This is a genomic window from Sphaerimonospora mesophila, from assembly GCF_001417795.1.
Classification (GTDB): domain Bacteria; phylum Actinomycetota; class Actinomycetes; order Streptosporangiales; family Streptosporangiaceae; genus Sphaerimonospora; species Sphaerimonospora mesophila.
The window spans coordinates 96,432-110,761 of record NZ_BCBX01000034.1 but is presented as its reverse complement, the minus strand read 5'-3'; the positions used below and the strand labels follow the sequence as shown (position 1 = coordinate 110,761).

Genomic DNA, 14,330 nt, shown 5'->3' with positions numbered 1-14,330 from the left:
GAGCACACATCGCGTTTATCGGAAATGCGCATTCTTGATAAAATTCGATCGTGCCCACGGTCAAGAGCCGGGAGGTCGCCGCCTGGCGGCCTCCCGTATGCGGAATCAGAGAAGTGCTTCATGCGCGGATAACCGATCACGTCTATCCGATGCACACGCATACGGCGTGGACGCTCCTCATCGTCGACGACGGCATTGTTCGTTTCGATGTGGACCGCCATGAACACAGCGCGCTGGACCAGCTCGTCACGCTTCTCCCGCCGCAGGTCGCGCACAACGGCGATTCGGTTTCCCCGCACGGGTTCCGGAAGCGGGTGGTGTATCTGGATCCGGCTTTGCTGGGCGACGAACTCATCGGCGCCGCCGCGACCAGGCCGGTGATCGTGGACCCGAAGCTGCGGCAGCGGATCGATCTGCTGCACGTCGCGCTGAACCGGGACGGCGAGGCCCTGGAGGCCGAGAGCCGGCTGGGGTTCATCGCGGAACGCCTGCGCGAACATCTGAGGGGTGCCCCGCACAGGTCGCGCAGGCCGACCTCGACGATCGCGCGGCGGCTCCGCGATCTGATCGACGCCCGGCTGGTGGAGGGCCTGACCCTGGCGGAGGCGTCGGAACTGCTGCACACGCACGCCACGCAGCTCGTCCGCTCATTCACCAGGGAATTCGGCCTGGCCCCGCATCAGTACCTGACGAGCCGCCGGGTGGACCGGGCGCGGGAACTGCTGCTGGAGGGCATGCCACCGGGACTCGTCGCGGCTGCCACCGGCTTCTACGACCAGTCGCACTTCGCCCGCCACTTCCGCAACACGCTGGGAACCAGCCCGGGCCGTTACGCACGCTCGGTCTCCGGCTCGGCCTCCGTCTCCGGCATCGACCGCAAGCGGCTGAGCGGCGAGAGCAGCACCCCGCACAGGACGAAGACCACCGAGCCTGCGGTCGACGCCCACAGGGTCTGATGCACCCCGAGGCCGCCCGCGAGCAGCCCCGCGAGCAGGCCGCCGAGCGCGCCGAGCCCGAACATCACGGCACGCACCGCCGCGTTCATCCGCCCGAGGAGGACGGGCGGCGTGACGTTCTGCCGGATACTGATGATCAGGATGTTGACGGTCGTCAGTCCCAGCGGCCCGAGGAACCACGCGATCGTGAACAGCGTGTCCACCAGGACATCCGGGCCGGCCGCGGCCGGCAGGAGCAGCATCGGCACGAACGCCACGACCAGCGCCCAGGCGTAGACGCGCCCGAGAGGCAGCCGCTGGGTCAGCCGCCGGCACACGATGCCGCCGATGATCCCGCCGCAGGCGCCGACAGAGAAGATCAGGCCCAGCACCGAGGCCGGGACGTTCCGATCGCGCACGGCGTACAGGATGAACATCGGCTGCGTCGCGGAGAGGAAGAAGTTCGCCAGGCCGCCGACCAACGCGATCCACCGCACCAGGCGGTTGCCCACGACGAACTTCAGTCCCTGCACCAGCTCGGTGCTGATCCGCCGCCCAGGCGCGGCCGGAGCCGGGGGCTCCTCCCTGGCGCGGATCAGCAGCAGCGAGATCACCGAGCCGAGGTACGTCCCGGCGTTGACGGCCATCGCGACCGGTGCCGTCAGCAGGTTCACCAGCGATCCCGCCAGGCCGGGCCCGACCGCGTCCGCGCTCGCGGAGGTGGTCGCCAGCTTGGAGTTGGCGTCGACCAGGTAGTCGGGGTCGCGGATCAGCGTGGGAACGAACGACATCCAGCTGATGTCGAAGAGCACCGCGCCGATGCCCACACCGAAGGTGATCACCAGCAGCCACGGCATGTCCAGCCGGCCGAGCCAGGCCAGCAGCGGCACCAGCCCGATCAGCACCAGGCGGAGGGTGTTCGCCCCGATCATCGCCGTACGCCGGCGATGGCGGTCGACCCAGACCCCGAACAGCGGCCCGAGCAGCAGATACGGAATCATCTGCAGGAACCGCAGGACGCCGAGCTCCTCGGGCTGCGCGTCCAGGGTGATCACCGCGGTCAGCGGCAGCGCCAGCACGGTGATCTGGGCGCCGAACAGCGAGAAGGTCTCCCCGGACCAGAAGGTGAGGAAGTCCCGGTTGCGCCACAGGCTCGGTCCGGCCGTGGTCCCGTCCGTGGACGCGGGGGTCTGCGTGGTCATCACCGCGCTCCTTCCGGCCGCATGGACGACACCTCGCGCAGCGTCTCCCGGACGGCCGCGCCCAGCGCCGTCAGGCCCGCCCCGCGCCACATCGAGAAGTGGTCGCCGGGCACGGTGACCGTGCGCACGTCCCGCGCCACGTCCGTCCACCGCAGCGGCCCGCGCGGCGAGCCCTCGCTCTCGACGACCAGCACCGGCCCGGGGTAGCCGGGCTCGGGCGCGTACCCGTGCAGGGCCTCGACGTTGCGCCGGAAGACCTCGAACCGGCGGCCCAGGGTCTCGCCGTCCAGATCCTCGGGGATCAGACCGGCCCGGCGGAGGAGACGCCAGGCGTCCTCGGCCGGCGCGTCCGCCGGCCACGCACGCAACGCGTCGGCCACGGCCTCCCCGGCCCGGCCCTCCCCCGCCTCCCTGACCAGGTTGACGGCGAACCCGGCCAGCACCGCCTCCCTCGACGGGACCGGTTCCGCGTGGTGCATCAGTGCGTCGACCAGCACCACGAGGGCCACCGGACACCCCCTGGCCAGCAGCCGGTGGGCCATGGCCCAGGCGACCGAGCCGCCCATCGACCAGCCGAGCAGGCACACCTCCCGCCCCGCGCGATCGTCGTCGACCGTGCGGGCGTATCCGTCCGCGAGCCGGCGCAGATCGGTGGGCGGCAGGCCGTCGCCGTCGTAGCCGGGCGCCTCGATGCCCACCACCGGCCGGCCGCCGAGCAGCCCGGCCAGCGGCAGGTAGGTGTAGGCGGAACCGGAGGCGGAGTGCACGCAGTACAGCGGCGGCAGTTCGTCGCCGCCGCAGAACGGCAGCAGGAGATCAGCGGACACGGCCGGTCCCCACGCCGGCGCCCGTCTGTTTCGCGGACTTCGCCGCCACCAGCCGGTCCACCTCCGCCGCGACCGAACGCGCCGTGGCGTCGGCGAACATCGCCCGCAGCCGGATCTTCACCCCGAACTCCTTGCCGAGGCGGCTGACCACGCGCATCGCCTGCAGCGAGTTGCCGCCGACCGCGAAGAAGGCCGCCGTCGCGCTCACCCGCTCCACCTCGAGCACCTCGGCGTAGATGCGGGCGACCGCCTCCTCCGTACGGCCCCGCGGGGCGACGTAGTCCTCCTCGGGGTCGGCGTCCTCCGGATCCGGCAGGGCCTTGCGGTCCACCTTCCGTGCCGTGGTCAGCGGCAGGCTGTCCAGCGCCACCCACGCGGTCGGGATCATGTACTCGGGCAGCCGCTCGGCCAGATACGCGCGCAGCTCGGCCGCGTCCGGGACCCGGTCGGCGGCCGGCGACGTATAGCCGACCAGGCGGTTCTCACCCCGCCGGTCCGGCCGCAGCGTCACCGCGCCGACGCCGACGTCGGGATGCGACATCAGCGCGGACTCGATCTCCTCCAGCTCGATCCGCAGTCCCCGCAGCTTCACCTGGCCGTCGCCCCGGCCGAGGACCTCCAGCTGGTAGTCCCGGTTCCAGCGGACGAGGTCGCCGCTGCGGTAGACCCGGCCGCCGGGGTGGAACGGGTCCTCGACGAACGCCTCGGCCGTCAGGTCCGGCCGGTTGAGGTACCCGCGTGCCAGGCCCTCCTCGCCGCCGATCAGCAGCTCTCCCGGGACACCGCGCGGCACGAGCCGGCCGGCCTTGTCGACCACGTACATGCGCCGGTCGGTGAACGGCGTGCCGATCGGCGGCGCGCTGCGGGCCGGCTCGTGCGGGCACTCGTAGGAAGTGCAGCCGACGGCGGCTTCGGTGGGCCCGTAGCAGTTGATCAGCCGGCGCCCCGGCAGGTTCCACTTGGCGACCATCTCGGCGGGCACCGCCTCACCGCCCGCCATGATCTTCCGCAGCCGCGGGTACGGCCCGCCCTCGACCAGCGCCAGCATCGCCGGCGACATGCATATGTAGGTGACCTCCCGCGCCCGCATGAGCGCCGCGAGCGCGTCGGGCGAGGCGCCGGTCTCCTTGTCGACCAGGACCAGACTCGCCCCGGCGGTGAGACCCGCGAAGATCTCACCCTGGGACATGTCGAAGGCCAGCGCGGCCAGCTGGAGCATCCGGTCGTCCGGTCGGAGGTCGAACACTCGACGGTAGGAGGCGATGAACGACTGCAGCGCCCGGTGCTCGATGAGCACCCCCTTGGGCCGGCCGGTCGAGCCGGAGGTGTAGATCACATAGGCCAGGGAGTCGCGACCGGCCTCCTCGGCCCACACCTCGCAGTCGATTCCCGCCTTGGCGATCGCCTCCCGCTCCCGGTCGACCTCGATGACCGACCAGCTCTCCGAGTCCGGTATGCCGTCCCGCACCCGGCTCTGCGTCAGCACCAGCGGCGCCGCGGTGTCCCTGAGCATGTACTCCAGCCGGCTCGTGGGATGCGAGGGGTCCAGGATCGCGTACGCCGCTCCGGTCTTCAGCACGGCGAGCAGCGTGACGAGCGCGTCGAGGTCGCGCTCCATGGCCACCGCGACGACCTGTCCGTGCCGCACCCCGCGGCCGCGCAGGAACGCGGCGAGCTCGAACGCCCGCTGCTCCAGCTCCCGGTAGGTCAGGCTGTCGTCCTCGTACATCGCGGCGACGTGGTCGGGCTGCTCCAGCGCGCGCCGGGCGATCGCGGCGTGCACCGGCTCGTCGGCGTGGGCGAGCATCTCGCCGGTGCCGGCGGCGAGAAGCTCCTCGATCTCCTCGTCGTCGAGCAGCGCCAGCTCCGACACCCGCCGGGAGGGCTCCGCGCAGGCCGCCCTCAACGCCTGTGCCAGGTGGCGGGCGAGCGCCTCGATCCGCCAGTCGTCGAAAAGGTCGAGGGCGTACTCGGCGAGCAGCCGCAGCTTGTCGGCCGACTCGACGAAGGTCAGCGCGAGATCGAAGCGCGCACCGAGCGACGGCATCTCGACGGGTTCGGTGGTCAGCCCCGGCAGGTCCAGCCCGGTGCCGGCGGTCTGCTCGGTCAGGAACTGGACGCAGACGCCGAACAGCGGGTTGCGGCCGGGATCGCGATGCGGCCGGAGGCGGTCGACGACGCGTTCGAAGGGCACGTCCTGGTTGTCGTAGGCGTCCAGCAGGGTGTCGGAGATCCGGGCCAGCAGCTCCCGGAAGGTGGGGTCGTCCTGGAGGCCGGTGCGGAGCACCACCATGTTGGTGAAGTACCCGACGACCTGCTCGAGTTCCGGGTCGGTCCGGCCGAGCGTCGCGGTGCCGAACGAGACGTCCTCCTCGCCGGTGTACCGCCCCAGGACCACGGCCAGCGCGGCGGCCAGGACCATGAACAGCGACACGCCCTCGGCCTCGGCGAGCGCGCGCGCCGCCGCGAGCAGCTCCGGCGGCAGGTCGGTGCTCGACGTACCGGCGGCGAAGCTGGGTTCCGCGGGGCGCGGCCGGTCGGCCGGCAGCTCCAGCGGAGTGACGCCGTCCAGCCGCTGCCGCCAGTACTCGAGCTGCTCCTCCAGCTCACCGCTGTCGAGGGCGGCGCGCTGCTCGGCGGCGAAGTCGGCGAAGCGCACCGACGCCGGCTCGTCCGCCGCCGCGCCGCCCGGCTCGCCCTCCGGTGCTTCGGCGCGGAGCGCCGCGGCGTAGGCGTCCTGGAGCTGCCGCAATATCAGGCTGGTCGACCACCCGTCGGTGACGATGTGGTGGAAGACGAGCGACAGCACATGCTCCTCCGCCGAGAGGCGGAACAGCTTGAACCGGTACAACGGCCCGCCCACCAGGTCGAAGGACCGGGAGACGTGCTCGCGCAGCTCCTTCGAGAGCCGGGCCTCGCACGCCTCGGGGGTCTCCTCGTCGAGCAGGCCGACCGGCAGGTCCACGGCGGACGGCGGGGCGAACACCATTCCGGGCGTCCCGTCGAGCGTGCTCACGGTCCCGCGCAGCGACTCGTGCCGCCGTACCAACTCGGTGAGGGCGGCGCCCAGCGCCCGACGGTCCAGCGGGCCGTGAATCCGGTGGGCGACCGCGACGTTGTACGTCGCGAGCCCGGGCGCCATCTGCTCCAGAAACCAGAGCTGCTCCTGTCCGACCGACAGGGGAACCCGCGCTGACGCCTGCGAAACCTGATCAACGACCACTGTGCCCGCTCCAAACCGGTGAGACCTCGGGCAGTCCTGTCGGCTCTGCCCGCTCTACCGTGCCGACTCCCGGCGGCCACGTCTTGTACGTTCTTGACGCTCACCGCGTCGGATCCCGCACCTCCCTCGACGTTTCGTCGGCCGACATGTCGTCAGACGCTTTAACATGCCTGCGTAAACTCGAAGGCACCCGTGTGGAGACGAACATGACGAGTAAGGTCCTGGTGATCGGCACGCCGGTCGACGACCTGCACGAGCGGCGGCTGAGGGCCGTCGCGGCCGCCGGCGAGAGGCTCGGTGCGCTCACCGGCTCCCCGGCTCCGAAACCCTCCGCCCCCGTCGTCGAGCTGCTGCGGGCGCTGGCGTCCGCCGGTCGGATCGCGGTGAGCGCCGACAACGACGACGCCGGGCCGTGGACGCTCTCCTACGTGCCTTCGCCGGCCGCGCTGGCGAGCGTGGCCTCGGGTTCCGCGCCCTCCTGGGGGGCCCGGGTGGACGCCAAGCAGCAGAAGACGCTGCGCCGGACCCGGGGCGCCGAGTTCCGGCTCCCCTTCGCAGATCCCGCGACCGGCGCGGCGAGCGGCGGCTTCCTGAGCACCTTCACCACCGACTGGTCGCCGTTCACCGCGGCCTGCGCCGTCGTGGTCCACCCCGACCACGAGGCGCTGGCGGGCACCGAGGTGCGGCCGCGTCCCTACTTCAGCGGCCGGTTCGTACGCCACCCGCTGCACGGCGATCTGCTGCCCGTCTGGGTCGCGGACTGGGCCAAGCCCGAGTTCGGCACCGGTGCGGTCATCGTCAACCCGGCGCACTCGGTCGCCGACCTTGAGTTCGCGCACGCCATCGGGCTGCCGATCCGTTTCGGCCTCGGCGAGCACGAGCCCGGCGCCGACCCGGAGAGCTGGCTGACGCCACCGGTCATCAAGACCGGCGTGGCCGTACGGGCCGGCCGGCACGACGGCCTGACCCCGGAGGAGACGATGCGGGCCTACCTCGCCGACCTGGTGGCCGCCGGGCACGGCGAGGCCGCCGAGTCCGTCTCACTCGGCCGGGCGCCGCTCGCCGTGCTGAGCGCGGACCCGGCCGGCGAGGTGCGCTGGGCGCCCGCGCTGCGGGCCCGCAGCCTCACCGAGGCGGCGGACGGGACCGCCGCGGTGTCCGTGTCGGTCGAGCCGACGCCGCTGCTCACCGCGGTGGCCGAGTACGCGGCGGGGGCGGCGACGCTGGTCTCCTCGTCGGAGGCGGTCGCGGCCGATCTGCTGTGGCTGCGCCTGCTGACGCTCGACGTCGAGGTCGAGAGCCCGCCGGTCGCGGTGCTGCCGGTGGCCCGGGTCGGCTCGGCGCAGAGCGTGGAGCCGAAGTGGCTGGACGGTTCCCTGCTGGTGGCGGGGCGGATGGACGAGACCGTGTCGGTCAAGGCCCAGCTGGGCGAGCAGATCGGGCGGATCGCCGGTGATCACGAGACGGCGGCCGCGGCCTCCGGAGAGCCGGAGCCCACGGCGTCCAAGGCCGCCGTGAAGATCTGTGCGGCGCTCTCCGCCGCCGACTTCCCCGGCGCCTTCGGCTTGGCCGCCGCCACCGCCAAGACGGTCCGGCGCGGGGGCGCGATCGGCGAGTCGGAGCGCAACGCGTTCCTCGCCGCCCTGCATGTGCTCTTCGGGCTCCCGCTGCCCGAGAACTTCTCCGCGGCGGCGCTGGACGGCTCGTTCGGCAAGTGAGCGTCCGGCGCGGCGACGGAATCGCTCGCCCCGCCCACGACGGCGGTGCCGGGGTCCCGGGGCCCCGGCACGTCGTCGCCGTGCGGATCAGCACGGCGTCCGAGGCGGTTCAGGTGGCGGATGCCGCCTCCAGCCACAGGTCGGCGGGAGTGCCCAGCCGGACGGATTCCACGGCTATCGCCCGGTAGGCGGTCGCGGTCGTCGAATGCGCCAGCATTCCCCGTACGCCGTGCAGCTGGAGCGCGGTACGGCTGGCCAGGCGCGCGTGTTCGGCCGCGACGGCCAGGACCTCCGCCGTGGAGCACCGTTCGCCGCGGTCGATCTCCCATGCCGCTTTGTGCAGGACCAGTCGCCAGCCGACCGCTTCGCCCATCAGCGTCGCGAGCCGATGCGCGACCGTCTGGTGCCGCACGAGCGGTTTGCCGGACTGTATTCGCGTGTTGACGTGTGCCCGGGCCACATCCAGGATCCGGTCGGCCATGCCCAGCAGCAGCGCCGCCTGGCGGATTCTCGCCGCGGCGAGGGCACGCTCCCAGTGAGCCGTGCTCACCGTCAAGGGCCGGGCCGCGGCTCCGTCGAACCGCAACCGCGAGGCGGGCATGCCGAAGTGGTCGATGGACTCGACGGAGCAGGTGCCGGTCTCCGGCACCACCAGGTGCCACCCGACGGTGCCGTCATCGCGTACGGCCCGCGCCACGCACAGTCCAATGTCGCCGCGAGGCAGCGGCTCCGACTCGCCCCACAGCCTCCCGTCCGACGCCACCCGCGCGCTCGCGGGGCCGGGCGCGCCGACCACCACCGCGTGCCGTGCTCCCTTGTTCAGGTCGGCGACGACCTCCGCGAGGTGTTCCGTGGGCATGTCGTCGCCGTCGAGCAGGTCGAGTGCGAACGCGGTCGCGCGGTAACAACCGAGCGGTTCCAGCCCGTACCCCAGGCGTTCGTTCACGACGATGTCGGCGCTGAGCCCCAGCGCGAGGCCGCCGAAACGTTCCGGTGCGTTGAGTGTGGGCACGCCGATGGTCGCCAACTGGGCGTACGGCTCGCCGGTGCGGGTCAGCACCGCGTCCACCGCGTCCCGCAGACGCTCCTGAAGCGGATCGAGTCGCAGGTCCATGGCGGTCAGTCCCCCGTACGGCCGTGGTCGAATACGTGTGCGCTGCTCGCTATGTCGAGCATCACCTCGGAGGCACCGCCGGAGATCGTCATTCCGGGCGCCTCCCGGAACGCCGCCTCGAGCACTCGATCGCCCGCGTCGGGTCCTGGCTCCAGCAGTTCCAGCCCGAGCGTGTCGGACGCCCACCACGCGATTCGCTGGGCGGTCTCGCTGCAGTGCCATTTCGCGAACGACGACTCGGCGATGTCGGCGTCGCCCTCCTGCAGGTGCTGCATGACCTGGCAGCTCAGCAGCTTGCTGGCCGCGATCCTCGTCCGGTGACGCGCCAGGTCGGCGCCGACGAGGCCGGTCGGCGGGCCGTCTCGGGTGAGGCGCTCGGCGGCCACGTCCAGCCAGTGCTTTCCCCGCGCGTAGTAGTCCAGCCCGGTGCGTTCCGCGGCGAACATCTGCGTGATCAGCGACCACCCCGCGCCGACCCGGCCGAACAGCGCGTTCTCGTCCACGTGCACATCGGTGAACCAGATGTCGTGGAACTGCTCGTCGGCCAGGCTGGGGAGGGGGCGGACGACCACGCCGGGTGCGTCCATCGGCACCAGGAACAGGCTGATCCCCTCGTATCGGCTGCCCTGCGGATCGGTGCGCACCGCGCAGAGCGCCAGGTCGGCGTAGGCGCTCTTGAGGTTGTAGGTCTTGCGTCCGTTGATGACCCATCCGGTGCCGTCGCGAACCGCCGTCGTGGTGATGCCCGCCAGGTCGGAACCATGCTCCGGTTCTGTGAACAGGATGCACGCGGTGACGTCCGTGGCGGCCATCGCGGGCAGCAGCGTCCTGCGCTGCCGTTCGCTGCCCGCCGCCAGGATCAGAGAGCCGACGTTCTGCACCGAGATGCAGTACAGGTTCTGTGGTATGCCGTAGGCGACGAGTTTCTCCAGCAGCGCCACGGTCGCGGTGAAATCGGCGTTCCTGCCGCCGTACTCGACCGGCCACGATGGCGCGAGGATGCCCGCGCCGCCGAGGTGCCGGTACAGCTCGCGGACGTCGCCGTCCATCCCGTCATGCCGTTCGCGGACGTCCCGCAGCAGCCGCGCGGTCTGTGGCGCCCTCAGGACCTCGTCGACCTCGGCCGCGAACTCGACGGTCTCCGGTGGGACATCGAAATCCATTGTCGAGAGCTCCTCGTCGGTAGTCTGCCTGGTTCCGCTGATCGCCGTTTCCGGCGCACCCGGACGGCTCAGGAATGCTCCACGACATCGGCGGAGCGGGGCGTCCCCTGAGCCTCCCGGACCGCCGCGTGGACGGCCCGCACGATCTCGGACCGGTTCTCGGTGAGGAAGAAGTGCCCGCCCGGCAGCACGGTGAGCCGGAATCCGCCCGAGGTGTGGTCCGCCCAGGGCCGCATCGCCTCCGGTGACACCTCGGGGTCGCCGTCCCCGCACCACGCGGAGATCGGACACGACAGCGGCGGTCCCGGGCGGTACCGGTAGCGCTCGATCATCGCGAAATCCGCCCGGATCATGGGCATGAGCACGTCCAGCAGGTCGTCGTGTTCGAAGATCGCCTCGTCGGCGGCGCCGTACTCGCGCAGCATCTGGACGAACTCGGGGCGGGGCAGGTCGCTGACGGGGGCCGGCGGGCGGACGATCGTCGGCGTGGGGCGACCGGTCACGAACAGGTGCCGGACCGGCCGGCCGAGGGCGCCGAGCCGCCGGGCGACCTCGAACGCGAGGATGGCGCCCATGCTGTGCCCGAACAGCAGGACCTCGGTCGGCTCGCGCACGATCACGTCGGCGATCTCGTCGGCGAGCGGATGCATGTCGGTCGCCGGCGGCTCGCTCATCCTGGCGCCGCGGCCGGGCAGCTGCACCGGCACCAGCTCGATCGGCCCGGTGAAGTATCGCTTCCAGTCGGCGTAGTAGTTCGAGGAGCCGCCCGCGAAGGGAAAGCAGTACAGACTGTGACTCGCGGCGGCGGAGCGGAGCCGATGGTCGAACCACGACCGCGCGTCGCCGCGCTGGGTCGAGTGGCCGCTCACCGCACGGCCGCTTTCCTCGGCGTCAGCCGCAGCGGCATGCTCTTGTAGCCCGACACGAAGTGCGAAGCGACGTGCTTGACCTCACCGGCGATCTCGACGGTCTCCACCAGGTCGAGCAGCTCGTCGAGGAAGATCTTCAGGCTCGTTCTGGCCAGGCCGGCGCCGATGCAGTAGTGCGGTCCCACTCCGAAGGCGACGTGCCGGTTCGGGTTCCGCGCGACGTCGAACGTGTAGGGATCCTTGAAGACCCGCTTGTCGCGGTTGGCCGCGCCGAGCCAGGCGGTGACCGGTTCGCCGGCCCGGATGGTCTGCCCCCGCAGCTCCACGTCCCGGACGGCGTAGCGCATCAGTGCCGTGACCGGCGACGCCCAGCGCAGGACCTCCTGAAGGCACGTCGGGCGGAGGTCCGGATTCTCACGCACCGCCTGGAACTTCTCGGGGTGCTGGGCCATCAGCGTGAACAGGGTGCCCAGCGCGTGCGGCATGGTGACGTTGGCGCCGATGAGCAGCACGAAGCCGTTCAGCACCGCCTGCCGTTCCGACAGCGGTCCCTCGGTCAGGTCCATCGCCCGCAGCACGCCGATGACGTCGGGGTCGGCGTCGTCACGGGAACGGCGCGCGAACTCGTCGCGGAAATGCTCGAACAACTCGTGCCGGGCCTGGCGGACGGTCGCCTGCGCGCTGCCGACGGAGTAGGACGGGTCGTCGTACGCGATCGTCATCATGACCAGTTCCGACAGCCGCTCCCACGACTCGGGGGGCAGGCCCATGATCTTGGCGGAGACGGCCATCGGGAACATCATCGCCGGCTTGGCCATGTCGTACACGTCGCCGGCTTCGAGCGCGGTCATGATCGTCTGCCGCGCCAGCTTCCGGATGGACCGCTCCTGGCCGGCGACCACGGCGGGGCTGAACGCCTTGTTCAGCGGTTCCCGGAACTCACGGTGTCTCGGCGGATCGGTGTCGGCCAGCATGTCGTCGGTCGCGATGTCCGGCGTGTTGAGGTCGAGCACGCAGAGGATGGTGCCGCGCCGGGAGGAGAACTCCGTGTGGCTGCGCAGGACCCGGCTGACGTCCTCGTGGCGGGTCACCACCCAGAACGGTTCCCGCCCGCCGCCGGGGTCCGCCCGGTAGACCGGCCGGTTGTCGCGCAGGTGCGCCCACAGCGCGTGCATGTCCGTGGAGGCGTGGAAAGCGGAGTCGAGCAGATCGGGATCCTGGAACCGCACGGGACAGAACGGCGGCGTAGAGATGATCATCAACGTGCCTCTCGGATTCGATGAACCTGAGCGCAGCCTTCACGTGCGTCGATCCGGCGTCCGCGTCGGGACTCCACCCCCGGGCATGGACGGTGGTGCGGTCCACGTGGGCGGTCGTGAACTCGTCGGCTTCTGTTCGCCCACCGCGGCGTCGTCACGCGTCCGACGGGATCGGGCGCCGGGAAGGACGGCCCACACCTGGCAGAGCTGCGAGCTGCCACCGGAGCCGGTCACTTCGAACATTCCTCTCCGTCGTTCTCGACATAGCCGCCACGATGTTGTTTTTGCTGATTTTTATCGCTGAGGCAACAGTAATCGAGGAGTCTACGAGAGGCAACCGGTCAGACCCTACAAAACACAGCTCAGACGATCCGTACTCGCCGCTGCCGTAGGTACTCGTAGAACGGCAGATGGTGCTCGTAGAAGCCGCGCAGCAGGGGATCGGTGTCGATCGTCCGGTCGTAGGTCGTCCGCCGGCGTCGCACCGTCGAGCTGGCGCCGACGTCGACGTGCCAGGGAGCGGACTGGCGCCATTCCGGCCGGTCCCCCGGCCGCCAGCTCAGCATGCCGGCGTCGAAGGGCAGGCCGACCGCCGAGCAGTACGCACGCGCGGTCCGCTCCGGATGGTCGACGAAGTCGTCCGAGTCGAGGACCACCGCGTCGCCACCGGCGTCGAGCACCGCCCGGTAGATCCTGTGGAGATACTCGACGCCGACCTCGTGGACGGCCATGTCCGGCTTCATCGCGGCGAACGACGGAATGATCTCCCGCGGATCCCGCAGCAGGAACGCGTGCCGGGTGTTCCGCAGGAAATCCGGGCGTTCGAACACGACGTCGTATCGGCAGTCGGTGGTGTCCTTGAAGAACACCGTCCGCCGCTCGGAGAGCTCGAGCAGGACGTCGATCAGACGGCCGGTGGAATCCAGCACGAGGCCGTCGGCCTCGGTGCTCCCGTCGTTCGCGATGTTGCAGAACGGCTCGTGCAGGCAGAGCAGGTCGCGGCGTTCCAGCATCATCCGGAAGAAGACCGTGGAGCGGGAGCGGGGCGCGCTCCACAGGGCGAGCGGCGAACGGCGGCCGGTGGTCGTACCTATCGCTGCGACACCTCCCGGTGGCCGCCGGCCTCCAGCGACTCGATCTCGGCGACCGCCCAATCGACGATGAATCCCGCGACGTCGACTCCCGTCGCGTCGATGGCGCCGTGGAACTCGGGCGTGTGGTTGACCTCGTTCGCGTACATCCGTCCCTCCCGGTCGATCAGGAGGTCGACGCCGAGGAAGCCGCCCCCGACCGCGTGCGCCGCCGCCACGGCGAGTTCGGTCAGTTCCGGCGTGATCGGGCAGGGCGTCGCGGCGCCCCCGATCGCGGTGTTGGTCCGCCAGTCGTCGACCGCGTTCTTGTAGATGGCGCACACCACGCGATCGCCCGCGACGTAGGACTTGATGTCGCGGCCGGGCTTGTCGATGTGCTCCTGGAGAAAGAACACGTGCTGCTGCGGATTCGGCAGGGCGGCCCGGTGCTCGAGGATGGCCCTGCCCTGCTCGTCGTCATGGACCCGCGCCGTCAGGTGCCCCCACGATCCGGTCACCGGCTTGACGACCACCGGATGGCCGAGCTTGGCCATGGCGTCCAGCGCGGACGGGACGCCCCAGGCGGCCGCCGCACGCGGGATCGGCAGACCGGCGGCGTGGAACGCCAGCGCGGTGCGGAGCTTGTCGCCGCAGACGTCGAGCACCCCCGGGCGGTTGAGCGTGGGAACGCCGAGCGCGCCGAAGGTCGCCGCGACCGACGTGGCGCGGCTGTGGCTGACCTCCCGCATCAGCGCGGCGCGATAGGGCGGCCGGCCGTCGGCGAGCAGCACCGTCAGCTTCCGCGGATCGACGTGTTCGTAGCGCACACCGCGTCGCTCGAACGACTCCAGGATGAGCCGCTCCTCCCGGCGGACCCGCGACGCGACGACGGCTATCGGCATGCCGGTTCTGTCCACGATTCCCCTTCTCGATCTACGCCGTGGCCGGGA

10 protein-coding genes and 1 pseudogene are annotated in these 14,330 nt (G+C 71.2%); 2 read left to right on the top strand and 9 right to left on the bottom strand.

The features are described from left to right. The first annotated feature begins 50 nt into the window (after positions 1-50). Positions 51-956, top strand: a complete 906-nt coding sequence (locus tag AP234_RS34920) for a helix-turn-helix transcriptional regulator (RefSeq protein ID WP_235558142.1) — start codon at positions 51-53, stop codon at positions 954-956. Here the strand turns inward: AP234_RS34920 and AP234_RS12635 are convergent. From AP234_RS12635 to AP234_RS12625, 3 genes and pseudogenes are all read right to left on the bottom strand, one after another. After that, positions 908-2,137 (bottom strand): annotated as a pseudogene (locus AP234_RS12635) (MFS transporter); the annotation flags it as partial. The gene AP234_RS34920 and the pseudogene AP234_RS12635 overlap by 49 nt on opposite strands. Then, the gene (locus AP234_RS12630; RefSeq protein ID WP_055479818.1) at positions 2,137-2,964 is read right to left on the bottom strand and encodes an alpha/beta fold hydrolase; all 828 of its coding nucleotides are present in this window, start codon (positions 2,962-2,964) and stop codon (positions 2,137-2,139) included. The pseudogene AP234_RS12635 and the gene AP234_RS12630, both read right to left, overlap by 1 nt. Next, a complete protein-coding gene (locus tag AP234_RS12625; RefSeq protein WP_055479817.1) occupies positions 2,954-6,187 on the bottom strand; it encodes a non-ribosomal peptide synthetase in 3,234 nt (1,077 codons plus the stop codon). The genes AP234_RS12630 and AP234_RS12625 overlap by 11 nt, the downstream gene beginning before the upstream one ends. Before the next feature lie 206 nt (positions 6,188-6,393). On the opposite strand from AP234_RS12625, the gene AP234_RS12620 reads away from it, so the two are divergent. Next, positions 6,394-7,905: a hypothetical protein gene (locus AP234_RS12620; protein WP_055479816.1), complete on the top strand. Its 1,512-nt coding sequence runs from the start codon at positions 6,394-6,396 to the stop codon at positions 7,903-7,905. A 109-nt stretch (positions 7,906-8,014) separates the two neighbouring features. Here AP234_RS12620 and AP234_RS12615 read toward each other — a convergent pair whose 3' ends face one another. The 6 genes from AP234_RS12615 to lysX form a co-directional block, all read right to left on the bottom strand. Beyond that, positions 8,015-9,019, bottom strand: coding sequence for an acyl-CoA dehydrogenase family protein (locus AP234_RS12615; protein ID WP_055479815.1), 1,005 nt, complete (start codon positions 9,017-9,019; stop codon positions 8,015-8,017). 5 nt (positions 9,020-9,024) lie between these two features. Further along, positions 9,025-10,182, bottom strand: coding sequence for an acyl-CoA dehydrogenase family protein (locus AP234_RS12610; RefSeq protein ID WP_055479814.1), 1,158 nt, complete (start codon positions 10,180-10,182; stop codon positions 9,025-9,027). Between the two features lie 68 nt (positions 10,183-10,250). After that, on the bottom strand, positions 10,251-11,051 hold the full coding sequence (locus AP234_RS12605) for an alpha/beta fold hydrolase (protein ID WP_055479813.1): 801 nt from the start codon (positions 11,049-11,051) through the stop codon (positions 10,251-10,253). After that, the gene (locus tag AP234_RS12600) at positions 11,048-12,310 is read right to left on the bottom strand and encodes a cytochrome P450 (RefSeq protein WP_055479812.1); all 1,263 of its coding nucleotides are present in this window, start codon (positions 12,308-12,310) and stop codon (positions 11,048-11,050) included. Before AP234_RS12600 ends, AP234_RS12605 begins: the two co-directional genes overlap by 4 nt. Positions 12,311-12,672: 362 nt before the next feature. Further along, positions 12,673-13,464, bottom strand: coding sequence for a sulfotransferase family protein (locus tag AP234_RS12595; protein ID WP_268778051.1), 792 nt, complete (start codon positions 13,462-13,464; stop codon positions 12,673-12,675). After that, positions 13,401-14,297 carry a lysine biosynthesis protein LysX gene (gene lysX, locus AP234_RS12590; RefSeq protein WP_200926491.1) on the bottom strand — a complete coding sequence of 299 codons (897 nt, stop codon included), beginning with the start codon at positions 14,295-14,297 and terminating at the stop codon, positions 13,401-13,403. Before lysX ends, AP234_RS12595 begins: the two co-directional genes overlap by 64 nt. Positions 14,298-14,330 lie beyond the last annotated feature (33 nt).